We start from the raw sequence: 21,928 nt of genomic DNA on the forward strand, positions 1-21,928 counted from the left end.
TGCGGCGGGCCCCCTGCACCCTCCGAGTGAGCCCAGGGTTAGCGTGGTCGACACTGGCCCATCTTCGGGGCGAAGGTAAAGCAAGAAGAGCGTCAGGAGGGCGAGCGCCGAGGCCAGTGACCACGACCTCCAGCGCCAGGGTAAGGAGCCGAACTGCTGCCAGGCCCGGCCTGAGCACGCCTGCCAGCGAGACGACCGCCACCGCGCCGGTGAACAGAAGCGCTCTTGCGTGCAGGTCATTGACGGCCGCCAACGCCAACATCACCGCCCAGTACCCGCTCTGCACCGCCAGCAGGACACGCACGGCGACCCTCGGCCCGGTCGTCACGGCCGTTCCCAGAGTCGGTGGCGGCCAGGTAGCGGTGCAGGGAGGTTTTGGGATGCCGGTCTCGGCGGCGATGACATCGAAGGAGTCACCCTGGGCGTCCAGCGGGCCACGGTCGCTGCGGCGGCGACGGCGACCAGCACGGCCGCGAGCACCCACCACACGAACGACATGGCGGTGCAGATGAAGGCCATCAGGTGGAAGGCGAACCAGATCAGCCCGAAGCCCAGGCCAGTCCACGCGGCGCGTGCCGTTCCCGGAAGCCGCCCCGGCACACGCGGCGTGTCCCGGACCCGGCAGCGCAACGCGGCCCCGGTCAGCAGCCCCACGAGCGCGAGCACCGCACCGATCGCGACCACGGGCAGGCGGTAGTCCGACCGCAGGAAGGAGATCAGTGTGAAGAGCGCCGTTCCCGCGGCGAACACACCGCCGAAGACCGGCAACATCCGGCGCGACAGCCATGGGGATCGGCTCTGCCGGGGGAAGAGGATGTGCACCACGCCGATGGGGATGAGCACGCTCCAGACGACGTGATATCCGCACACGAGCACGCCCCAGAACCAGTTCACCCCGGCGGCGCGGCCGTACATCACATCACCACCCGGTCCTTGCGGGTTGAAGATCGTCTGTAGGGCGAGGCCCTCCTCGATCAGCGCATAGGCGAGGCCGAGCATGACGATCCCCCACCCGTTGAGCCGTAGGCGTTGCGCGATCTCGCGGATCAGGACGACACCGGCACCGTAGAAGCACAGAATCGAGACCACCCGGAGGGGCTCCGCGAAGTAGCTCAGGCGCAGCGCCGCTCCCACCACCTCGCCCAGCAGGGGGACCATGAGAAACAGCGCCAGCACCGGGGTCATCCGATGCCGACGACCATCCCGGTCTGTGCATGCCCGTTGGCGGCCGGTGGATCGGGTGGCATCTCTCGTTCCCATGCTTCTGGCCCCCGTCGAGGTCGTTGCGTCAGGCGGTGCGGTCGGGTGAGCCTTCCGACCACGGGCAGCCGTGCCGGAGGAAGGCACTGGACAGCCGTCGTGGTTTGAGCCCGCAGTCCTGGCGTGTGAGGTTCTGGCCGTTCCGGTCCAGCAGGATGAGCTGCTTGTCCTCCATGAACGCCCGGCCAATCTCGTTGCACGCGAACTTCCGTTGCTCGCCCTTGCCGGTCAGGACCACGTACTCGGCCGAGACGGTCACCGACAGGGATTCATGCGACGCGATGGTTCCCAGCAGGAACCCGGCCAGTGCGCCCACAACGGCGGCGAGGACGGTAGGCCAAGGGCTGGGGAGCACGAACAGGAGCTTGGTCGGTCCTATTCACGGCCCCAGGTCTGGGTCGTCGCCCATTCCCAGGCCAGTTCGGTGAGTCCGCCGAGGGCCGTCCCGCCTGCGATGCACACCAGCATGATGATCAGGAAGGGTTCGGCGACCACGGTGGCATCGGCCGTGGAGGAGGTCGAACGTCGGCGGGAGCTCATGCCCGCGAGTCTGTCGCAGCCCGCAGGGCCGCGTGTCAGCCGATGGTCGACTCCACGGCGACCAAGGTCTTGTTCAGAAACGCGTAGATCAGTAGTAGACGGGGTTCGGTCGGCCGTGTTCACGCCGAAGAGGTCACTACCGTGGGGCCTTGGGCTGCATCGTTTAGTTGTGGACGGGGTCGTCGCTAGTCAGATCCGAGGCGACCAGCGTGTGCAGCAGGGGCAGCGCCTCGGCACCGGCCGAGGCCGGGACTGCCCGGTAGACGCACAGTGTTTGCTGGTCTCGTGGCCACACGAGGACTTCTGGTTCGAGTTCGAACGTCCCGGCTTGGGGATGGCGGAACGCCTTGCGATCGCTGACACCGGCGTGCACATCGTGCCGTGACCACAGGCGCGCGAATTCGGCCGACACCATGGCCAGTTCGCCGATGAGTCGCGCCAGAACGACGTCGCCGACCCGCTCGACCGACAGCCGGCGCAGGTGGCCGACCGTTTCGGCCGCGACGCCGTTCCAGTCCGGATACAGCCGTCGAGTCTCGGGCAGCAGGAACATCCTGCGAGCCATGTTGCGTTCTCCGGACTCGTGCAGGCCGAGCAGCGCACCGCCGACCGGGGTCCAGGCCAGCGCGTCCATGTGGCGCCCCAAAACGACGGCCGGCAGGTCCGCGAGGTGGTCGAGGACGGTGTGCACGCCGTCCCGCACCGTCTCACGATAAGGCCGGGCCTGCCTGCGTGATGTGGTGCTCGGCTTGCGGCCCAGGGTGCCCAGCCGCCGGAGATGCTCGCGTTCGATGTCATCAAGACGCAGCGCGGCGGCCAGCGCCTCCAGAATCTGCGGCGAGGGCCTGACCCTGCCCTGCTCGATGCGGGTGTAGTAGTCCGGGCTGATTCCGGCCACCAACGCCAACTCCTCGCGCCGCAGCCCCGCGACGCGGCGTACACCCCCTGCGGCCAGGTCAAGATCGGCAGGCTGTGTCCGGGCACGCCGGGCGCGCAGGAAACGGCCTAGCTCAGAGGTCATGTCGACCAGCATGCCCGACGAGCACCGATCGTGGGTGGTTCGATTTGACCTAGGCAACCTCGGCCTCTGGCTGGCCGTGCCGGCCAGGCCCAGACTCCGGGGCATGGCAACGATCTCTCCTGCACCCTTGACCGGACGCGTGGCCCTGGTCACCGGCGCCGCTTCCGGGGATCGGCGCGGCCACCGCCCGCCGACTGGCCGCCGACGGCGCGCGCGTCGCCCTGGTCGCGCGCCGGGCCGACCGGCTGGCGGCCCTGGCCGGCGAGATCGGCGAGCGAGCCCTCGCGGTTCCGGCCGACCTCACCCAGCGCGGCGCCGTCGACAAGATCACCGAGGACGTCACGGCCCGGCTGGGCGCCGTGGACCTGCTGGTCAACAACGCGGCCGTCATGCTGCCCAACCCGATCGCCGACCGGCGCGGCGAAGAATGGCGGCACATGCTCGATCTCAACCTGACCGCTCTGCTGGGCGTTACCCATGCCCTGCTGCCCGGCCTGTTGGCCACGGCGGCCCGCGGCGGGACGGCCGACATCGTCAACCTCTCCAGCACCGGCGCCGACGCCCCCGTCCCTGCGTTCGCCGTCTACGGAGCCACCAAGGCCGCAGTCAGCTACCTGTCGCGGGCGCTTCGGGCCGAACTCGCCCCCACCGGCGTACGCATCACCGACGTCAAACCCGGCGGCGTGGTCACCGAACTGTTCGACCACGCCACCCATTCCGGCATCCGCGAACGGATGATCACTGCAGCCCGAAGCGGGACGCTGCTCAACGCCGAGGACGTGGCCGACGCGATCTGCTACGCGGTAAGCCGTCCCGCCCACGTGTGCCTCTCCCAACTCACGGTCATGCCCCTCACCCAGCCACAGTGACACCAGCACGCCTACGGCCGTCCCAAGCGCATCGTCAGCGGCGGCTCGAACTCGCCAAAGGTCTGCCGCGGGCTGTCGTGGTGGCCCCTCTAGCCGCTCTGCCGGTCTTCGCTTGGATCGAACGCCTGCCGGTCTTGGGGGTGCGCCGAGGTCGGTCGCCAGGCGGCGATCGCCTCTTACGGGTGGGGAGATCCGGGGAAGTAGGCGCAGATCCGCTCGGCCACCTCGCCGAACCGGGTCTTGATCTCGGGCGCCGGGATCGCCCCCTTCTGTTCGCCCTCGGGGCCGGGGCAGCGGCGCCACCGAGACCTCTGGGAGCAGGCCGACCCTGATGACGCGAGGGTGTGCTCACCGGGGTTACCGCCGGATGGCAGGAAAGCGGCCAAAGTTGGCAGTCGGCAGGCTGGTCGGTCTCCGTTCAGGGGGTCAGAGTCGGAGCAGGTTTCTGATTGCCACTGACCGCATGGGAGGCATGCGTATGAACCGCGACTACTAGTTCTTCGTGATGCTCAACAGGCCGACACATGAAGGGCGAACAGGAGGGGTTATGCGGAACCGAGACATGTGAGTTCGTGTCCACGGTCAAGGACGCCCGTTCAGGCGGGCGTCCTTTTCGTCAACAGGTGAGGCGATCGGCGGGCGTCGCCCAGGGGAGCGGTCTTCGGCGTGAGGTTTCGTACCGTGCTCGCGGTCCGGGAGTTTCGTGCCCTGTGGGCCGCGGAACTGCTGTCGCAGGTGGGCGACCAGGTCGCTAGAGTCGCCCTTGCCGTGCTGGTGTACCAGCGGACGTCCTCGGCACTGCTCGCCGGGCTGGCCTTCGCCCTCACCTTTTTACCGTCGCTGCTCGGTGGCGTGTTGCTGGGCGGGCTCGCCGATCGGTATCCGCGTCGCGAGGTCATCGTCGTCCTGGATCTGCTGCGCGCGGCACTGGTGGGCCTGATGGCATTACCGGGCATGCCGTTGGCGGCCCTGTGCGCGCTCCTCGCCCTGGTCACCTTGCTCGGCGGTCCGTTCAAGGCCGCCCAGCTGGCCCTCCTGGCGGATGTGCTGACCGGGGACCGTTATGTCACCGCTCTGGCGCTGCGGCAGATGACCATCCAGTCGGCACAGGTCGCGGGTTTCCTGGCGGGAGGCGCACTCGCCCAGTGGATCAGCCCGTCCGGGGGACTGGCCTTCAACGCCGTCAGCTTCGCCGCCGCGGCAGCGCTGGTCCGGGTCGGTGTGCCCCGTCAGCCGGCCCCAGCGTTCCGTTCCGCAGCCGTCCAGGGCACGGCCCGGGCCGGCGGCGTCGCGATGGTGTGGCGCGACCCCGGATTGCGGTCGCTGACCGCGCTGGGCTGGCTGGCGGGTTTCCACATCGTTCCGGAGGCGATCGCGGCACCGTACGCGGACGCCCTCGGCGACGACACCGCCGTCAGCGTCGGCATTCTCATGGCGAGTGATCCGGTCGGCAGTGTGGCCGGGGCACTGATCCTGGGCCGGTTCGTCCCCGAGACGGTGCGCGGCAAGATCCTGGCACCGTGCGCGCTTCTGGCGGGACTTCCGCTGCTGGTGTGCGCCTTCGGACCGGCCCTGCCGCTGTCGGCGCTGATGTTCGCGATGTCCGGCGCCCTCGCCACCGCGTACCACATTCAGCTCAACGCCGCCTTCGTGGAACGCCTCCACCCCGAGGCCAAGGCACGCGGGCTCGGCGTCCTGGCCTCCGGACTGATCACCGTCCAGGGACTCGGTGCCCTGGGCGGCGGTCTTTTTTCAGACCTGCTCGGCCCTGAACGGGCGATTGCACTGGCTGGCATCTCGGCGATCCTGCTGGGTCTTCGCCCGGCGGCGACCTGGATTCGCGTGTCCGGCGAGCCCCGCACCACCGCCCCCGATCAAGGTCCGTGACGGCCAGGGAGGCATCGACCTCCCAGCAGGGGATCACGAGCCCGTGGCAATCGAGGAACTCAGCCGTCGGGACGGGACAGCCCACGCCGGCCGTCTTCTTGGGTGAAGGAGGCGGCGCCCGTCGCGCGGCCGGATTCCTCGACCGTACGACGGGCCCTGTGGCCGGCTCGGCGCCGGGTCTCAGTCGATGACCTTGATCTTCTTCATGGTCGGCTGGGAGATGACGCGGGCGATGCCGGGGATGCCGATGATCTTGTTGGTCTGGAAGGCCTCGTAGGCGGCGTAGTCGGCGACCAGGACGCGCAGGTAGTAGTCCGGCCGGCCGAACACCCGACGGAACTCGATCACCTCCTCGTATGCGGCGACGGTGGTCTCCAGCTCCTCCAGGGTCTTCAGGTCGCTGATGCTGACCTCGATGGAGACGATGACCTCCATGCCGCTGCCGAGTGCCTCGTGGTTGATGGTCGCCCGGTAGCCGGAGATGATGCCGGCCTCCTCAAGGCGCTTGACCCTGCGCAGAGTCGGAGGCGGCGTGAGGCCGACCCGTTTGGCGAGCTCGACGTTGGTCAGACGACCGTCCTGCCGCAGATGAAACAAAATTTCACGATCAACCGCGTCAGCTTTATATTCATTGCTCACAGAGGCAGTGTAGCGCCATAAATAGCAACCATATTAGGCAGATATCAGCCTAGAATTACCGCAGGCGGCCCGCTGCTTGATGTACCTGTCAGTTCCCGTGATGCACCCTGTCCAATTCCCACAGTCTCCGACCTCAGCCGCGCGGGGCCATGACGCCGGCCAGGAGCGCGGATTGCAGCGCTTCTGGGCACTGACCATGCGCCGCGGACTGGCGTTCCCGACGGGTGTCGCCCCCGGGGCGATGGTCGTTCGCTGAGTCCAGGTCGCTGCCGGCATGAGCGGTGGCCACTGCGCACCCTTACGTGTTCGCACCAGTGTTCCGACTACGTGTTCGCAGCAGTGTTCCGACGAAAGGTGATGATCATGACGGCTTCCGCCGCGCGACAGGTCCAGGAATGGCTGGACGAACGGGCACAGGAAATGACCATGCTCTTGGAGCGGCTGGTGGCCGTGGACTCGGAGAATCCGCCCGGCCGGGCTCTGGGCCGCTGCGCGCAGATTCTGCGCCAGGCCATGGACGACCTCGGCCTGTCCCCGGAGATCATTGAGATTCCCGACGCGCCCGCTGAACTGGAAGAGCCGTGCATCGTACGCGGCGCCGCCGGCGAAGGGGACACGCTGCTGTACTTTCACGGGCACTTCGACGTCGTGCCGGCCCAGGACCGCCGGCAGTTCACCGCGGTGCGCCGCGACGGAAAGATCATCGGCCGGGGCACGGCGGACATGAAGGGCGGCATCGTCAGCATGCTCTACGGCGCCGTGGCCGCCAGGGAACTGGGGCTCCTGCGCGAAGGACGAATCGTCGTTCACCTGGTGTGCGACGAGGAGACCGGCAGCGTCGCCGGCGCCGGCCACCTGCACGATGCGGGGCTGATCGACCCCTCCGCCGTCGCCATGGTCACCGGCGAACCCAGCGGTGGCAGCATCTGGAACGCCGCCCGTGGCGCCATATCCCTCCGCGTGGACATCCACGGCCGTGAGGCCCACGTCGGCCAGGCGAACCGGGGTGTGAACGCCTTCCAGCACATGTTGCACATCGCCCGCCCTGTCGAACGGTACGCAGCCGAGATGGCCGAACGGCACACCGCCTTCCCCATGGACCCCGACGACGCGCCGGGCACGATGCTGGTCGTGGGCGGGCGCTCGGGTGGCGGGTCGAACTTCAATGTCGTGCCCGGATCCGCGTACTTCACCGTGGACGGCCGCTACAACCCGGAAGAAGACCTCGACGGGGAGGCCAAACGCCTCACCGCCCTCATCGAGGAGGCAGCGCATGAGGTCGGCGCCGAGGTATCGGTACAGCTCACCCAGCTACAGCCCTCGGCGAGCACCGAGAGCCGCCATCCCGCCGCCGCCACGCTCGCCCGAGTGGTCAGTGAGGTCGAGGGCGCCGAGGCTCGGTTCGAGATGTGCGCGGGCATCCTGGAGATCCGCTGGTACGCGCAACTCGGCATCCCCGCGTTCGGCTACGGCCCGGGCCGCCTCGACGTTTCCCACGGCCCCGACGAGTACGTCGAAGAGGCAGCGATGTGCCGCGCCGCCGCCGTGTACGCCCTGTACGCGGGCGAGATGCTGTCATGATCCCGGCCGCCCTCGATGCGGCCGCGGCGGCACTGGCTGGATCAGCAGTCCCTTCCGGGCCGCTGATCCAGCAGTCCGGCCCCGGACGCGTGCACGTCGATGGCCGGGCGATGGTGAACATGGCCTCCTGCGACTACCTCGGCCTCGCCCGCCATCCTCACGTCCTGACAGCAGCACACCTTGCCATGGAGGAGTGGGGACTCGGGAGCGCGGCCGGACGCGTCCTGAGCGGCAACACCATCCTGCACGCGCGGCTAGAAGAACGCCTCGCCGCCTGGGTGGGCTGCCAGGAAGCGGTGCTGCACGGCTCGTGCTGGACCGCCAACGCGGCGATCTTCGCCGCGCTCGCCGCCCTCACCGAGCAAGGGAATACCCGCCTGGCGGTCTTCTCCGACCGTCTCAACCACGCGAGCATCATCGACGCCATCCGCGCCCAGCGCCGCGCCGTCGCCCGTATGGTCCTCTATGGCCACGAGGACCTCGACGGTCTGCGGCACCAGCTCGCCCAACCCGCCGACGGCACGGTGAAAGTGATCGTTACGGACGGGGTGTTCAGCATGGAAGGAGATCTGGCTCCCTTGGCCGACCTGTGCGCCCTGGCGGAGGAGTTCGAAGCGCTGCTGATCGTCGACGACTCCCACGGCACCGGAGTGGTCGGTGCCGGCGGCCATGGCACGGCCGAAGCACATGGCGTCCTTGGCCGCGTCGATGTCATCACCGGCACCCTGGGCAAGGCCCTGGGAGGTGCCATCGGCGGCTTCGTCGCCGGCGCACGCCACCTCATGACCGCTGTGCGAACCCTCTCGCGCCCCTACGTGTTCTCCAACAATCCGCCCACCGCCGTCGTCGCCGGTGCGCTGGCCGCCTTGGACATCCTCGAGAGCGATCCGGGGCCCCTGACCGCCCTGCGCACCCGCGTCCGCCGACTCCGGGACGGCATCACGGAGCTGGGATTGCCCACCCACCCCGGCGAACACCCCATCGTCCCCCTCATCGTCGGAGACGAACAGCAGACCCACGCCAGCGCCATCGCAATGGTCACAGCCGACATTTACGTGACCGCTCTGACCTTCCCGGTCGTACCCCGCGGCCAGGCCCGCCTACGCCTGCAGGTCTCCGCCACGCACAGCCAGACCGACATCGACCGCGTCCTCGCCGCGCTCACGCAGGCGCCCCTGACAAGGCCATCCGGATGAGCACCAAACCGGCACCGTCAACTTCGCCGAACTTATGATCACAGCTGCTCTGAGCGTTCGGCCCCATGGCCGGAGTGCCGCACGCTCGCTGACCAAGAACCTAGGAACTTCAGGATGTGATGGGCGTGGACATGGCGGCCCGTACGAGTCTCCTGCCGGCCGGTGAGCGGTTTTCCTCCTGGCTGGAACTGGTCTCGCAGACGGTGGTTCCCGTGGAGGTCGACAGTGACGCCGCCGCCGACTCCAAGGCCACGATCCGGACGGTGGAGCTGGGAGAAGTCACGGTGATGTCGCTGGCCATCCCGCCGGCGCGTGCGCGACGCACCTCCAAACTGATCCGGCGCAGCGATCCCGAGCTGTTCCAGCTTGGACTCAACGTGCAGGGGCCAGCGCAGACCAGCCAGCATGGCCGCACCGTCGCGCTGAACTCGTCGGACATGGTCCTGTTCGACAGCTCACATCCGTTCCACAATGTCTCCGGCAATCATGGCCGCAGCGGGACGGACATGATGGTCCTCTTCCCGCGCAGGCTGCTGCCACTGCCAGAGAGCAAGGTCGGCAAGTTGCTGGTGACCGCACTGCCGGGCCATGACGGGATGGGTGCACTGGTCGCCAGCCATGTACGTGGACTGATCAAGCACTCTGGGCAGTGCAGGCCCGTCGACGCCGCTCGGTTGAGTGCCGTCACCGTGGACCTGATCGCGGCGATGCTCGCCCACCATCTCGACGAGGACAGGGTGTTGCCGGAAGACACCAGCCGACGTGCCCTCCTGGTGCGTGTCCACGCCTTCATCGACCAGCATCTGTCAGACCCCGAACTGTCGCCGCAGACCATCGCGGCCGCGCATCACATCTCGCTGCGGTCCCTGCACCGGCTGTTCCAAACGCAGGACAGCACGATTGCCGGCTGGATCCGGGACCGCAGGTTGGAGCGCTGCAGGTGCGACCTGAGCGACCCCATGCTCGCCGACCGGCCGATCAACGCCATCGCGGCTCGCTGGGGATTCACCAACGCCGCACACTTCACCCGGGCCTTCCAAGCCGCCTACGGGCTCCGGCCCAACGACTACCGCAGACAACAGCAGGTGGCCCAGGTCACCCACATTTGGCGCGCATAGTCAACGGGGTGGCGCTGATCAGCAACACGGCGCCAATGGGGATTTCTATGGTTGACCCGTGTCAAGATCAAGTGAATTGCCGTCCCGGCGTTCGTCACAGCCTCTCTGGGTTCGTTTCACTGGCCTGACGAATACACCGGTGACATCGCCTCATGTGAGCGGCTTGACAAGGTCAACGCCTCGCTTGCGCGAGTAAACCATTGCGCGAGCGCTTGTCGGGCGAGATAGGCGAGCCGACTAGCAATTCCGCAATTCTGTAGTGGCCGCCGAACATGAACAGCTTCGTGGCGCGCGACCGAGGGCCCGCCCTGGCCTGGCTTGCGCACGTCCGGCGGATCGCCGATGCCCATCAAGTTCTCATGCCCTGGCTAATCGCGTTCTCATGCCCTGGCTAACGGTGTCGGACAGCTTGCAGCCCGCCTTGTGGTTCCGGGGCCTCGTCCGATTTGGAGAATCCCAGTGCCCTTCTCAGTAAGGCCGTGATCGTGAGTTTTCGTGGCGTCGTGGCGTACGCGCCGGAAAATATGAGCACCCTGGGGCTGGCGTTGGTCAGCGAGGTGTTCACCGACCGCTCCCACCTGGGACTGCCGGTCTTTGATCTGATGACGGTCACCGAGACACCGGGTTTGGTGCGGACGGATCTGGGGCTGACCCAGCACATCGAATCCGGCCTCGGCAGGCTGTCGGCGGCCGAGCTGGTCGTGCTGCTGCCCGGCGGTGCCAGGCCGCCCGCTCCTTCGCCGGCGGTGGTCGAAGCGATCCAGTCCGCCCATCGCCACGGCGCGATCATCGCCGCCTTCGGCGCCGGCTCGTACCTGCTGGCCGCCACGGGACTGCTCGACGGCCGGCGCGCCACGACGCACTGGAGCCTGACGGCCGGCCTCGCCGCCCGCTTCCCAAAGGTCAAGGTCGTCCACGAACCCCTGTACGTCGACGAGGGTCGCCTGGTGACCGGCGCGGGCGGGGCCGCCGGCCTCGACATGCTCCTGCACCTGCTGCGCCGTGAACACGGCTCCTTGGTCGCCAACACGATCGCACGCGAGCTGGCTCCGTACCGTGATACGAAGGCCGCCCCGTTGAGCTTCGCGTGCCGCCACCGGCACAGGCCGCAGGTTCCCTTCGGCGCCGACCTGCAAAGAGGTCATACGCCAGCCACCAACCAGGGGAGAGATGCCGCAGGTAGCCGAGCTGGGTTGGGTGAACGAAGTGCGGACACCAGGACCGCAATCTGTGCGGATACAGATCTGGCTGGCCTGCCGCCAGGGTGAACTCGCGAACCACGTCGAGCAACTCATCTTCGCCCGGTTGGCTTGGATTCCGGCGGTTGAGGCGTCGGGTCGCCAGTGAGGGCGCTCCGTCGCGGAGTAGGCGGCGCGCTGAATTTGGAGAATGTGACCGAAGCGCTCCGCGTCGGTGGGCTATGCGGTGACTTCCGCGGTGGTCATGATGTCGTTCCCTCGCTGTTGGTGAGGGCGACGGGGAGCTGCGTGCGCTGACGGCGGGCCATCCGGCCCATGAACCGGACGATCAGGCGGCGCGGCAGGACCTTGCTGGCGAGGGCGAGCGGGCGGCCCTTGGTGATCACTGACGGGGGTGGGGAGCGGCGGTCGAGCGTGTCGAGGGCCGTTCTGACGACGTCGGCGGGGGCGGCTCGCTTCGCGCCGTAGTCGGCCGTCTGGCTGCCGGCGGCGTCGTAGAACTCGGTTCGGGTGGCACCGGGGCACACGGCGAGGACGCGTAGACCGGTGTCGTGGTTCTCTTCCCACAGCGCTTCGGTGAAGCTGAGGACGAAGGCCTTGGTGGCGCCGTAGACACTCATGTACGGGGTCGGCTGGAAACCCAGCAGGCTCGCGACGTTGATCAAGACGCCGGTGTCGGTGGAGGTCAGCGGGTCGATGAAGGCGCGGCTGAGGTCGACCAGCGCGCTGACGTTCAGAGCGATCATGCTCTGCAGGCGGTCTGGATCCTCGTCCGTGAACGCGTCGTGGGTACCGAAGCCGGCGTTGTTGACCAGTCCGGTGGCGTGGATGCCGCGGGACTCCAGTTCGGCGCGCAGCGTGCGGCCGGCGTCGGGCAGGCCGAGGTCACGGGCGACGACGGTCACCGTGACGCCGTGGGCGCGGGTGAGTTCGGCGGCCAGGTTCTCCAGCCGGTCCGCCCGGCGGGCGACGAGCACGAGATCCGAGCCGCGGCCGGCCAACTGACGGGCGAATTCGGCACCGAGGCCGGAGCTGGCTCCGGTGACGATCGTGGTCTGGCGGCGGTAATCAATGGTGGTCATGTCATACACTCTAAGCACGGAGTTGCACTCAGTGCAAGTTGCTACATCGTATGGCACTCCGTACCATCAGTGCATGACTCGGAAATCGACACCTCTGCGGGAGCAGACCCGCTCGGTGGTCCGCTCGCTGCTGGCTCGGACCGCCATCGAGCTGTTCGCCGCCAAGGGGTACGACAACACGACACTCGACGAGGTCGCCGCCGCAGCGGGTGTCTCTCGGCGGACCCTTTTCAACTACTTCCGCAACAAGGAAGACCTCGCGCTCAGCGGCCTCGCCGAGCAGGGTGAAGCGATCGCCGCGCGGCTCGCCGAGCGCCCGGCCGAGGAGGACCCCTGGACGTCACTGCGCGCGGCGTTCCAGGTGCTCGAGGACATCGACACCACGCCCGAGCGCCGGCTGGAGATGATCACGCTCTTGTTCGGCAACGAGTCTCTGCGCGCCGGGCACGCCGAGAAGCAGGCCCGCTGGCAAGACCTGCTCGCACCGCTGATCGAGCCGCGACTGCCCGACTCCGACCGCCGCACCCTGCAGGCGCGCGCGATCGCGGCCGCGGCGATCACCTGCCTGCAGCTAGCGAACGAGGAGTGGGCGCGCCTGGGCGGACAGGTCGACCTGTTCGACCTCTACGACACGGCCGTGCAGGCCATCCGGCGTCCCGCCGCACAACCAGAGAAGATGACGTGACCGATCGCCTGCCCGCGGCCGACCTGCCGAACATGGTCGCCGCCCTCCACGCCGAACGCGCCGAGATGCTGAACTTCACCAGCAGCCTCACCGACGACGAATGGACCGCACCCAGCGCCGCAACTGGATGGCGCATCGCCGACGTCGTCGCCCACATCGGTGCCACAGCGCGGAACTTCTACACACCCGCCGGGCTGCGCGCGACCTTCGCTGCCAGCCTCGAACAGCTGAACGAAGACCCCGTCGACCGGCGGCGAAACTGGAGCCGTGCCGATGTGATGGCCGAGTACCAGCGCGCCAGCCGGCGGGCCACCACGCTCCTCGACGTCGTGCGGCGCACGCCCGCCACGCGAGTGCGGGTACGGCTGGCCGAGCTCGGCCGCTACCCCATGGGTGTGATGATCGGCGGCGCACTCGTCTTCGACCATCACACGCACCTGCGCCACGACATGGCCCCAGCGCTCGGCCGGCCCGTGCCGCCCACCGATGCAGGCAGGATGCGCGCGGTCCTGACGTGCGTCGGCGCCACCCTCATCCCCGGACTCAGACGGTCGGCCCGCCGCCGGTGACCCGCCCCCTGCCCCGCCGGCACGAACTCCGGGTGGTCAGGAGGACTCCCGGACGATCAGGTCGGCGGGCGGGCTGGCGGTCGGCTCGGCGAAATGTTCGGGCTTGCCGCCGCCGCGGTGCTCGCGAATGGCAGCGGCGGGCAAGCGGGCCCCGAAAGTTTGTTGGTCGTCGCTCGCCGAGCCGTGATACTCCGGGGGAGGGAGGATGCATGACCGTGTTCGCGTGTGTGCGGTGCGGTGCCGTGCTGACCGCGCCGGTGTCACAGGTTGCCCTTCCCGTACAGGCCCGTCAGATCTATGGCCATGACCTGCTTCCCGCGCTGATGGAGCCGGGGACATACGCGGTGGAGCCGGAGCCTTCCGGGCCGCCATGGCGGCTGTGGAGTGAAGTCGGGGCAGAGGAAGCGGAAGCTCGCGGCGTGTACGCGCCAGTGCACTCCCTTTCATACGGGCCGCCGGGAGCGATCGTGGTCGCACCGGGTGACGTCCGCGGCACCGTTCTCATCCTTGAGCATTGCGACGGCTATTGCATGGGGCTGGACGGTCGGGACGGCCCGAACCTGGCATGCGTACAGTGCGGGCAGGCAGTGGCGACCCGCATCGACGACTGCTCGCTGTGGCAGGCGGTGTGGCTGGCCCCGCAGGCCGTGCGGCGGCTCGCCGGCAACGGCCCCGCTCGCCCTGTGGTCAGCTGGGAGATGCTCCATGCGGAGCCGCTGGAAACACCGCCGGTCGAGCCGTCCGGGGCGTGGAGCCCGGTATGGGCGGCGGCGGTCGGGGCGGCGCTGGCGCGGCTGCTGGCTGCATCGGCCGGTACACCGGTGGCGGTCCCTGACGGGCCGGTAGCCGAGACGTTCCGCCGAGTGCTCGATACCCTGCTCCCGCCGGGGCGGTCGGCGAAGAATGTGGTTCTGGCCGGACCGGGTCTGTCTGCCCACGGCGCCGGCATCGCCTTGGTGCCGCAACATCCACAGACGGGCGAGGTGTGGCCGGTGTCCGGCAGGGCACACGTGGTGCCGTTGGCCGCCGAGGTGTGGATGCATCTGGCCTTCCATCACGACCGGTTGCCTGTTCCGACGTCGGGCGGGATACCCGATGGCGTCTGGCGCGACGATCCGCCGCCGATGCTTCCATCGTGGCCGTTCCGGCCCGACTGGAGGGTTTTCCTCTACACGCTGGCGCGGCTGCCCGAGGTCCGCCAGCCGTGGCTGCGCAGGATCTACGACCAGGTGAAAGACCGCCCATACGCTCCTCCGTTCTGAGCCCCGCGATAGGTAGATCACAGGATCAACGCCTGCGCGGCTTTCGCCATCGCCACCGGCACGAACAACAGCCACTGCCTTGGACACGCCTACTACCGGGAGCGGCATCCAGCTGCCCATGGCAGCAACACGGCGACCGGATGCAACGCCGGCGCGCCCCAGCGGCTTGCTTGAGCCGGATGCGGTTAACGTCGCACGTCCGGTTCGGAGGGGACGGGGCAGCAATGCGCTCCCGCTACCCGGTCAGATCGCTCGCTCGTGTTGTGGCTGAGCACCGCAGTTGGCCACCGGGCACGGTAGATGCCTAATCGGCCGGTGACCCTGCACTTGCCGGAGGCCGGGGATTCGTCGGCGATCGCCGCGATGACGGCTCAGGTCTGCGCTCCGTGCGGTTTCGCGGTGATCAGGTGGCCTTGCCTCGGGCGATGTAGAGGTTCATGTCGGTGAAGTCGAGGGTGATGGTGTAGGGCTTCCAGAAGCTGTGGGAGAAGTGGGCTGGCACATCGAACCCGTACGGGGTGAGCGACCGTTTTGGGTTCATGTAGCAGTAGAAGTCCTTGGCGACGGCGTTGCCGAGGCGGACCTCCTCGGGGTAGCAGGGATAGACGACGACTGGGTGGCTGTGGGCGGCCGTCTCGACCGGGCGGTCGTAGTCGATGCGGATCCGCAGCTGCTTGGCCGTTTCCCCGTGCACGCCCGCGGCGATCTCGCCGGTTCCGCCGAAGTTCACGGCCATCACCCGTGGACCGGAGCCTGCGATGCTGCCCCTGCTGTGGCACATGTGCTCACGGGCCAGCCACAGCGGCAGGGGCTTGGCGCCCGCTCGTTCGGCGTCGGCGCGTGCCTTCCTGGCCGTTTCGGGGGTGCGGCGGCGCAGGATCAGCTGCTGGCCCGCGTAGTCGAACGTGGTCAGCAAGTGATAGAAGACCCACGTGCCGATCATGCCGTCGTGCTCAATGTCGACATCTCCGCCCGACTCCCACTCCGACCAGCTCACGGGAATGTTGCGCAGTTCGATGCCGCCCAGCTTGAACGACTCCAGCACCCCGAGGTACCGCCAGATGACGCCCTTCAAGAAGTCGAGCTTGTGCTTGGTCACGGCACGCAGCCCGACTTCTTTGGCTACTGATGCGGACACGCTTAGCGGCGCGGTGCCGGTGTAGAACGTAAAGCGCTTCAGTGGTCCTCCGTTGACCGAGGCCTCTACCATCGGAAACGGGTCCGTTTGTTTCCATTTCAGCCGTGCGCTGTCGCCATGGATCTGGTACGGCTTGCCGCTGACTGCCGCGAGCCATTTGGCTTCGGTTTCGTTCCCGGCCGCTTGCGCGCATGGTACAGCGAGAGAGAATTTGTCTTGCCGGATATAGCAGTCGGCCAGGAACTGGTTGGCTTGCTTATCAGTGGGTGCCAGCTCGATGGCCATCTTCAGATATTTTTCGGCATCGGGGAACTGGTTGGCCACCAGCCCGACATAGCCGCGCTGGCGGGCCGCGTGCAGGTTTGTGGGGTCTGTTTTCAGAATTTTCTCGTACGCGCGGCCGGCCTGCTCGAACTCCCCGGCCTTGAACAACGCGTCCGCGTCACCGCCGCGGGCTTGCGCCGCGGCAGCCTCGCCCAGCACTGGCGCCGTCGCGGCGGCACCGGCCACCACGGCGGCGCCCCGCAACAGCGAACGCCGGTCCCATTCACCGTCATCAACCACGGCCTTCTCCTTTTCGTGATCGCCTTCCACACGCCACTTTCTAGCGACCAAGAGGTCACAGCACGGTGCGGAAAGCTGTGACCCGGCTGTGACTGGTGGCCAATGGGCGGTTCTTCACCTGACTCTGCAGCCGCATGGGCTCGGCTCCCGAGAGACTGCAGGGAACAGGAGGGCTGGAGCATGGATCTGGACCACAAGGTCGGGGACGTGCTTCAGATCGCCTGCCCCTTTATTGACGCCCGAGTGGCCGACCTGTCCCCGGACTATGTCGTGGTCGAGTGGCCCGGCGCGACCTGCCAGGTCGGCATCCCGCCCACCATCGTGCACGTCATCAGCGTCGACCACTTCGACCCGCCCCTGGAGACCGGCTGGCTGCCTCGCCCGCACACCTTGACCACGGTCCTGCCGGCAGGCCAGAGCCATGCCCCCGACCTTGAAGACCAGGGCATGAGCCTGGACCCTCACGACGACATTCCCATCAGCTTCAAGTTGCTGTTCCGTCCCTACGACTTCCTCCAAGCCGACGACGAAGTAGCCGACGCTGCCGGCGGTGCCTGGCGATTCGCCGGGCCCTTTGACTGGCAGCCCTTCGACGGCGGGCACCCGCACGAACCGGCATGGCCATTGACCCTGCTCACCCGCGAGGGGTCGACCAGACGATGAGGCCGCGCACACGATCGCGCAGGCCACCAAGACCGGCTCACACCAGCAGCACGTCGCTCGCTGGCAGGAACTGACCAACGTGGCACCCGAACGGCCATAGCTTTCCGTTACGCCCACGACAAAGGTGATCTGTGACTCCGGAGTTGAAGTCCGCGCTGAGGATGCTGCGATGCGTTCGCGCGAGGCGGTCCGAGGACTCCGCCGACATTCTGGCGACCGCTGAATGGCGTGAAGCGATCGCTGAGGTCCTGGACGAACTTGCGGTCCATCTGCTCTTTCCAGAAGACCGTGCCCAAGCGGCGCGTGAAGCCGCAGAGGCGAGGGAACAAGCCTCCCGACTGAGGCTCCTTCCTCCTCGTGACCGCAGTTCAAGAGGTAGTTAGTGTGGCGGCCGGGCCAAGTGACGGAGATCCATGACTGCCTGGTGTGGTGCTCGTTCGTGGTGTTGCAGGGCGCCGAGACCGAGACCCTGTGCGACATCGAGTGCAACACCGGCGACGTGCTCGCCATCGGGTGACAAGCGCGGCACGGCGATCCTTTGGATCTGCGCGAGACGGTTGCCGCCTGTGAAAGACGATCCCGCCTGGGCCTCTGCACTCGAGGCTGGCGGGGACTTCCGATCCGCCTCGTGCGTTTGGCCTGGCCATTGCCGAAATCCAAGGCACTCGGGGGGCTTGATTTCATAGTCCCGTGCCACGGCCTCGGCCAACGAAAACGACCGCGGATGGAGGACTGACCAAACTGCAAAGGGGTGAGCGCGACATTGCTTCGCGATTCTCGTGAAGCGGTGCCTTCGGCTTGCTCCGCGATCCGGTGGCGCACTCGCGATGCGTGGCTGGGCGACTGCGGTGCGTCCGAGATTGTTAGGGAAGTTTCAAAAGGGCGAGCGGATCCTGGAGTGGTCCAGGTAGAACAGGTTTCAGTTGGGGCGTGCCGATCCAGCGGGGGAGGCGGCACTCATCCGATCCAGAGCCTTCTGGCTCTGATTCGAGAGGAGCCCCACGCCATGACCCGACTCTCGTCACGCACCATCCGAAGAATCTCGACCGCCGTCACCGTTCCGGCGCTGGCAGCGGGCGCCATGGTCGCCCTGACCGCGGCACCCGCCCACGCCACGATCAAGTGCGGGCCGACCAAGGAGCAGACGTCTCCCGTCGTCGGCCACGTCCTCCTGAAGGCCTGCATCGAGACGGACGGCTATCTCCGCCGGGCCTACATCCAGATGGACTACGCGCGTACCTACGGAGGCACGGACTGGGACAAGTTCATCGTCCATCCGCGCCTTGAGCGGAACGACGCCGACAAGGCGAAGGCTTCCTGCAACTGGACCTCCGACATGAACAGGTACACGACCCTGAAGAAGTACTGCTTCACGCCGTGGACCAACTCGAACGCCATGGGCGGCTGGACGGGCGATGGTTCCTACACCTTCAACTTCAACCTCGACGGACTGGGGGACAAGCACGGATCCCTGGGCGGCTCGCCCAAGGTGAACTGAGCCTCCGCGGCCCGGCGCCGCGGGCCGTGCGCTCACCTTTCTGACCCCTGCCGGGGCCTCTCCTTCCCGGAGGCCCCGGCTATGCGGGTCCCCATGGGTCCCCGATTCATTGAATCAGTCTGTGATCTTGAAGGGCTGGGCCGTCCGGGGCCTGGCCGTTCTAGAGTCCACAGAGGTAACTTGGCGATGTGGTCCTCGACCATCCAGGTCTGGTGCCCGTGCGATGTCACTTCCGCCACCACCTGCAGCCACGACGTCAGGGGAACCCCTCCCCGATCATGCTGCGTGAGGGGGAACCCCTCCCCGGTCATGCTGCGTGAGACCGCGGCGGCGCCCACGGCTCACCGGGCACGCGTAAGGGCAGGCGGGTCGCAATGGCCAGGCCGTGGCGTCGGCCAGCGCTGGCTGCGCTGACCAGGGATGTACTCCGTCCTTGCCTGGGTAGATTCCATCGGCCGCCAGGTGCCGGTAACGGCGTTCGAAGTTGGACGGCCGATGGTGACCGCCCTCCTGGACGCCGACCGCGCCCAGAGCCGCGATGTGCACCGACCATCCCGGTCGCCCTGGTCCCGATCACCCTCGTGCTCGGCGCGCTGCGGTCGCCCCGCTGTTGCTGAGAGGCTGCTCCCGGGGCGGTGGCGGTGATGTGGACGTAGCCGGTCTTGCCGGCCAGGGCCGTCCATCGCGGCAGCCACGTGCGAAGATCGGGTCACGTTTCTACGGTGGCCCCCGGATAACGGTGAGCAGGCTCGTCGCCGCGGATCAGTGGTCGTGGCATGGGGTCTGTCGAGCGTCCCGCATGCCCGGCCCGCCGGCCACCATCAGCGTGTCGATCCGACCGGTGCAGTGCGCAAGGTCATCGGTCGGTTGGACCATCAGAGGACCGCAGCGCGGTCGGCTCAGCGCACTCGTCGTTCAGGGAGACATGCGACGCGTGGGCGGCAGTGGGGACACGTCCCCACACCGTGGTGCCCGCTTCTGGAGCCGAACGGATCTCCAGGCGGCCGTCGATGGCCTCGAGCCGGTCTCGCATGTTGCGGAGTCCGGTGCCGGGCGTGGCGCGCCGCGTGTCGAAGCCGGGTCCGTCGTCCGACACCGAGAACTCCAGAGTGCCGTCGTCGCAGGTCAGCTTCAATCGGGGCGCGTGCGTGCCGGCGTGCTTCGTCGCGTTCTGCAGGGCTTCGAGGCAGCAGAAGTACACCGCCATCTCGACCTCGGGCGCGAATCGCTGTGCGACCAGACCGGGCGTGACGGTCAGCTCCGCCGGGACGGGAAGCCGGCCGGCGTGCGCCTGGAGCGCCCGCACGAGGCCCTGGTCGGCGAGGACCGCGGGGAAGATTCCGCGAGCCAGGTCGCGGAGCGTCTCCAGGGCCGTTCCGATGTCGTGTCCCAGTTCGTCGAGCAGCGCACGGGTCTCGGGCGGCGTCCCGTCGTCCAGGAGGTGGCTGGCCAGGCTGACCTTGGTCGCGATCGCCAGCAGGTGTTGCTGCGCGCCGTCGTGCAGATCGCGTTCCAGACGTCGGCGTTCGGAGTCCTGGGCGGTCACCAGCCGCTTGCGCGACTCCCGCAGTTCGGCGGTGCGGGCGACGTCGCGGAATGCGATCGTGGCGTGCGCGGCCAGGTCCGCGGTCAGGGCGGCGTCCCGCTCGGTGAGCGGGTCGCCGGGCGGCTTGGCCAGCGTGATCGCCCCGAGCAGTTCGCCCCGGTCGCGCACCGCCGCCGTCGCGTCCGCCCATTCAAAGGGCGGAAGGCTGCCTGGCTTGTCGAGGATGAGCGGCTCAGCCGGGTGCGCGGCGGAGACCGGCGGGTGCGCGGCCGCCAGATGGAGGTGATCTCCCACCTTGACCCAGACTTCCGCCCGCGAGGCGCCGGTGGCGTCCGCCAAGGCGCGTGTGAGCGAGGGCAGGAACTCGTCGATCGAAGCCGCGGATGCGAGTCGTTCGGACAGGTGTGACAGCGTTTCGTACGGCGTGGCCTTGACGCCGTGCACGAGCCGGTCGGCGAGGTGCTTCGCGCGCGTGCGGACGCCGCCGAAACCCAGCGCGGCGATGGCCGTCGCCAGCAGCGGCAGCAGCGGCCCACCGTCCGCCCGCGTGCCGATGGCCGATCCGATCCCGGCGACCACCGCGACGTACACCGCCGTGATGAACGCGGCCAACGTCGCATAGACGATCGTCCGGCGCAGGACGGCGTCGATGTCGTACAGCCGATGCTTGGAGATGGCGAACCCGATCGCGATGGGCGTGCACGAACCCAGCACCAGCAGCGCGTTCAACCACGGATCCGGCTGCGCCACGAGCCGGACGAGCTGGACCGTCACCGACGTGGCGCCGAGGGCGATGCTGGCGCCGAACCATTTGAGCTGCTGCCGCTCGTCACCGTGAGCCCGCCGGTACCGGGCCACGCTCGACGCCGCCGCCAGCACGGCGAGCAGGCCGAACGCGCCGCCGGGCACGGTGATGAGCAGCACGTCGCCCAGACCGTCGATCATCGGCCGGAACGTGCGTGGATGCCGGTCGGTCGAGACGATCGCGTAGCACACCGCCGCGGCGGCCAGGTCGGCGGCGGCCAGCCATGCGACGGCGCGCCACAGCCGGGATCGCAGCCGCCCATCGGGGAAGAGCAGCGGCAAGAGGGTGCCCGACGGGAACACCGCGAAGATCCAGACCCAGGTCCCGGCCCAGCTCGCCACCTCCGCACCTGGCAGCGCGCCCGGACGGGTGAACGTGGTGTAGACGGCATAGGACTGGCTGAGCCCCGTCACCACGATCGCGACGCCGATGCAGCTGAGCAGCCAGCCGATCGGGTTCGCCGGGAGCCGCAGCGACACCACCGCGCCGACCGCCGAGAACGCCACCGACATCACCGAAATCCCGATGGGGTAGGCCATTCCGAAGCCGGCCGCGTCCGTGCCGTTGAGGACGGCGAACAGGAAGTTCGCCGACGCCAGGACCACCGTGCCCAGCCACAGCAGGTGTGCGGCCCGCCGCGCCACCCGCTCCAGAATCCGGACCTGCCGCGCCACCCGCTCCGGCGCCCGTTCCAGCGTGCGGACCTGCCGCGCCGCCCGGTTCAGAGTCCTGAGCCGTCGCCCAGGCCGGTCCGGCGTCCTGGCCTGTCGCGCTCCCCGCGTCCCGGCTCGCATTCGGCTCCCCGG

Annotated in this window: 19 protein-coding genes; 11 read left to right on the top strand and 8 right to left on the bottom strand. The window is 68.2% G+C overall.

Annotation, left to right across the window (positions count from 1 at the left end):
• Positions 1–324: 324 nt before the first annotated feature.
• From F8566_RS45610 to F8566_RS45620, 4 genes are all read right to left on the bottom strand, one after another.
• Positions 325–1,185 (bottom strand): hypothetical protein, encoded by an 861-nt coding sequence (locus tag F8566_RS45610; RefSeq protein WP_151569974.1) that lies wholly within the window; start codon positions 1,183–1,185, stop codon positions 325–327.
• 103 nt (positions 1,186–1,288) lie between these two features.
• The gene (locus F8566_RS45615) at positions 1,289–1,639 is read right to left on the bottom strand and encodes a YqeB family protein (RefSeq protein ID WP_449693837.1); all 351 of its coding nucleotides are present in this window, start codon (positions 1,637–1,639) and stop codon (positions 1,289–1,291) included.
• Positions 1,636–1,800, bottom strand: coding sequence for a hypothetical protein (locus tag F8566_RS50630; RefSeq protein ID WP_192810229.1), 165 nt, complete (start codon positions 1,798–1,800; stop codon positions 1,636–1,638). Before F8566_RS50630 ends, F8566_RS45615 begins: the two co-directional genes overlap by 4 nt.
• A gap of 163 nt (positions 1,801–1,963) precedes the next feature.
• On the bottom strand, positions 1,964–2,821 hold the full coding sequence (locus F8566_RS45620) for an MmyB family transcriptional regulator (RefSeq protein ID WP_151569978.1): 858 nt from the start codon (positions 2,819–2,821) through the stop codon (positions 1,964–1,966).
• Positions 2,822–3,042: 221 nt separating this feature from the next.
• On the opposite strand from F8566_RS45620, the gene F8566_RS45625 reads away from it, so the two are divergent.
• A complete protein-coding gene (locus F8566_RS45625) occupies positions 3,043–3,690 on the top strand; it encodes an SDR family oxidoreductase (protein WP_264159545.1) in 648 nt (215 codons plus the stop codon).
• A 666-nt stretch (positions 3,691–4,356) separates the two neighbouring features.
• Positions 4,357–5,577 carry an MFS transporter gene (locus F8566_RS45635; RefSeq protein ID WP_151569982.1) on the top strand — a complete coding sequence of 407 codons (1,221 nt, stop codon included), beginning with the start codon at positions 4,357–4,359 and terminating at the stop codon, positions 5,575–5,577.
• 180 nt (positions 5,578–5,757) lie between these two features.
• Here F8566_RS45635 and F8566_RS45640 read toward each other — a convergent pair whose 3' ends face one another.
• Positions 5,758–6,174 carry an Lrp/AsnC family transcriptional regulator gene (locus F8566_RS45640; RefSeq protein WP_404800407.1) on the bottom strand — a complete coding sequence of 139 codons (417 nt, stop codon included), beginning with the start codon at positions 6,172–6,174 and terminating at the stop codon, positions 5,758–5,760.
• Between the two features lie 405 nt (positions 6,175–6,579).
• Here F8566_RS45640 and F8566_RS45645 point away from each other — a divergent pair, with 405 nt between their 5' ends.
• From F8566_RS45645 to F8566_RS45660, 4 genes are all read left to right on the top strand, one after another.
• On the top strand, positions 6,580–7,797 hold the full coding sequence (locus F8566_RS45645; RefSeq protein WP_192810230.1) for an ArgE/DapE family deacylase: 1,218 nt from the start codon (positions 6,580–6,582) through the stop codon (positions 7,795–7,797).
• Positions 7,794–8,993 carry an aminotransferase class I/II-fold pyridoxal phosphate-dependent enzyme gene (locus tag F8566_RS45650; protein WP_151569988.1) on the top strand — a complete coding sequence of 400 codons (1,200 nt, stop codon included), beginning with the start codon at positions 7,794–7,796 and terminating at the stop codon, positions 8,991–8,993. Before F8566_RS45645 ends, F8566_RS45650 begins: the two co-directional genes overlap by 4 nt.
• A 131-nt stretch (positions 8,994–9,124) precedes the next feature.
• Positions 9,125–10,111 (top strand): AraC-like ligand-binding domain-containing protein, encoded by a 987-nt coding sequence (locus F8566_RS45655; protein ID WP_225994140.1) that lies wholly within the window; start codon positions 9,125–9,127, stop codon positions 10,109–10,111.
• A 485-nt stretch (positions 10,112–10,596) separates the two neighbouring features.
• A complete protein-coding gene (locus tag F8566_RS45660) occupies positions 10,597–11,379 on the top strand; it encodes a GlxA family transcriptional regulator (RefSeq protein ID WP_151569999.1) in 783 nt (260 codons plus the stop codon).
• A 173-nt stretch (positions 11,380–11,552) separates the two neighbouring features.
• Here F8566_RS45660 and F8566_RS45665 read toward each other — a convergent pair whose 3' ends face one another.
• Positions 11,553–12,392, bottom strand: a complete 840-nt coding sequence (locus F8566_RS45665; protein WP_151570001.1) for an SDR family NAD(P)-dependent oxidoreductase — start codon at positions 12,390–12,392, stop codon at positions 11,553–11,555.
• A 73-nt stretch (positions 12,393–12,465) separates the two neighbouring features.
• Between F8566_RS45665 and F8566_RS45670 the strand changes: the two genes are divergently transcribed.
• The 3 genes from F8566_RS45670 (at position 12,466) to F8566_RS45680 (ending at position 14,908) form a co-directional block, all read left to right on the top strand.
• The gene (locus tag F8566_RS45670) at positions 12,466–13,077 is read left to right on the top strand and encodes a TetR/AcrR family transcriptional regulator (RefSeq protein WP_192810231.1); all 612 of its coding nucleotides are present in this window, start codon (positions 12,466–12,468) and stop codon (positions 13,075–13,077) included.
• Positions 13,074–13,646, top strand: coding sequence for a maleylpyruvate isomerase family mycothiol-dependent enzyme (locus tag F8566_RS45675; RefSeq protein WP_151570005.1), 573 nt, complete (start codon positions 13,074–13,076; stop codon positions 13,644–13,646). Before F8566_RS45670 ends, F8566_RS45675 begins: the two co-directional genes overlap by 4 nt.
• Positions 13,647–13,855: 209 nt before the next feature.
• The gene (locus F8566_RS45680; RefSeq protein WP_151570007.1) at positions 13,856–14,908 is read left to right on the top strand and encodes a hypothetical protein; all 1,053 of its coding nucleotides are present in this window, start codon (positions 13,856–13,858) and stop codon (positions 14,906–14,908) included.
• A 403-nt stretch (positions 14,909–15,311) separates the two neighbouring features.
• On the opposite strand, the gene F8566_RS45685 is transcribed toward F8566_RS45680, so the two are convergent.
• Entirely contained in the window at positions 15,312–16,640 is a 1,329-nt protein-coding gene (locus F8566_RS45685) for an aspartyl protease family protein (protein WP_151570009.1), read from the bottom strand.
• Between the two features lie 150 nt (positions 16,641–16,790).
• On the opposite strand from F8566_RS45685, the gene F8566_RS45690 reads away from it, so the two are divergent.
• Together F8566_RS45690 and F8566_RS45705 are read left to right on the top strand one after the other, a co-directional pair.
• Positions 16,791–17,273, top strand: coding sequence for a hypothetical protein (locus F8566_RS45690; RefSeq protein ID WP_225994126.1), 483 nt, complete (start codon positions 16,791–16,793; stop codon positions 17,271–17,273).
• Between the two features lie 1,006 nt (positions 17,274–18,279).
• On the top strand, positions 18,280–18,771 hold the full coding sequence (locus F8566_RS45705) for a hypothetical protein (protein ID WP_151570013.1): 492 nt from the start codon (positions 18,280–18,282) through the stop codon (positions 18,769–18,771).
• Positions 18,772–19,627: 856 nt separating this feature from the next.
• Here the strand turns inward: F8566_RS45705 and F8566_RS45710 are convergent.
• Positions 19,628–21,916, bottom strand: coding sequence for a sensor histidine kinase (locus F8566_RS45710; RefSeq protein ID WP_151570015.1), 2,289 nt, complete (start codon positions 21,914–21,916; stop codon positions 19,628–19,630).
• Positions 21,917–21,928: the final 12 nt, after the last annotated feature.

The organism is Actinomadura rudentiformis, from assembly GCF_008923185.1.
Classification (GTDB): domain Bacteria; phylum Actinomycetota; class Actinomycetes; order Streptosporangiales; family Streptosporangiaceae; genus Spirillospora; species Spirillospora rudentiformis.

What these genes read in the sequence shown, in the direction of transcription:
- F8566_RS45610 (WP_151569974.1), bottom strand. Translation starts at nt 1,185, where the DNA reads ATGACCCCGGTGCTGGCGCTGTTTCTCATGGTCCCCCTGCTGGGCGAG.
- F8566_RS50630 (WP_192810229.1), bottom strand. Translation starts at nt 1,800, where the DNA reads ATGAGCTCCCGCCGACGTTCGACCTCCTCCACGGCCGATGCCACCGTG.
- F8566_RS45620 (WP_151569978.1), bottom strand. Translation starts at nt 2,821, where the DNA reads ATGACCTCTGAGCTAGGCCGTTTCCTGCGCGCCCGGCGTGCCCGGACA.
- F8566_RS45645 (WP_192810230.1), top strand. Translation starts at nt 6,580, where the DNA reads ATGACGGCTTCCGCCGCGCGACAGGTCCAGGAATGGCTGGACGAACGG.
- F8566_RS45650 (WP_151569988.1), top strand. Translation starts at nt 7,794, where the DNA reads ATGATCCCGGCCGCCCTCGATGCGGCCGCGGCGGCACTGGCTGGATCA.
- F8566_RS45655 (WP_225994140.1), top strand. Translation starts at nt 9,125, where the DNA reads ATGGCGGCCCGTACGAGTCTCCTGCCGGCCGGTGAGCGGTTTTCCTCC.
- F8566_RS45665 (WP_151570001.1), bottom strand. Translation starts at nt 12,392, where the DNA reads ATGACCACCATTGATTACCGCCGCCAGACCACGATCGTCACCGGAGCC.
- F8566_RS45670 (WP_192810231.1), top strand. Translation starts at nt 12,466, where the DNA reads ATGACTCGGAAATCGACACCTCTGCGGGAGCAGACCCGCTCGGTGGTC.
- F8566_RS45680 (WP_151570007.1), top strand. Translation starts at nt 13,856, where the DNA reads ATGACCGTGTTCGCGTGTGTGCGGTGCGGTGCCGTGCTGACCGCGCCG.
- F8566_RS45690 (WP_225994126.1), top strand. Translation starts at nt 16,791, where the DNA reads ATGGATCTGGACCACAAGGTCGGGGACGTGCTTCAGATCGCCTGCCCC.
- F8566_RS45705 (WP_151570013.1), top strand. Translation starts at nt 18,280, where the DNA reads ATGACCCGACTCTCGTCACGCACCATCCGAAGAATCTCGACCGCCGTC.
- F8566_RS45710 (WP_151570015.1), bottom strand. Translation starts at nt 21,916, where the DNA reads ATGCGAGCCGGGACGCGGGGAGCGCGACAGGCCAGGACGCCGGACCGG.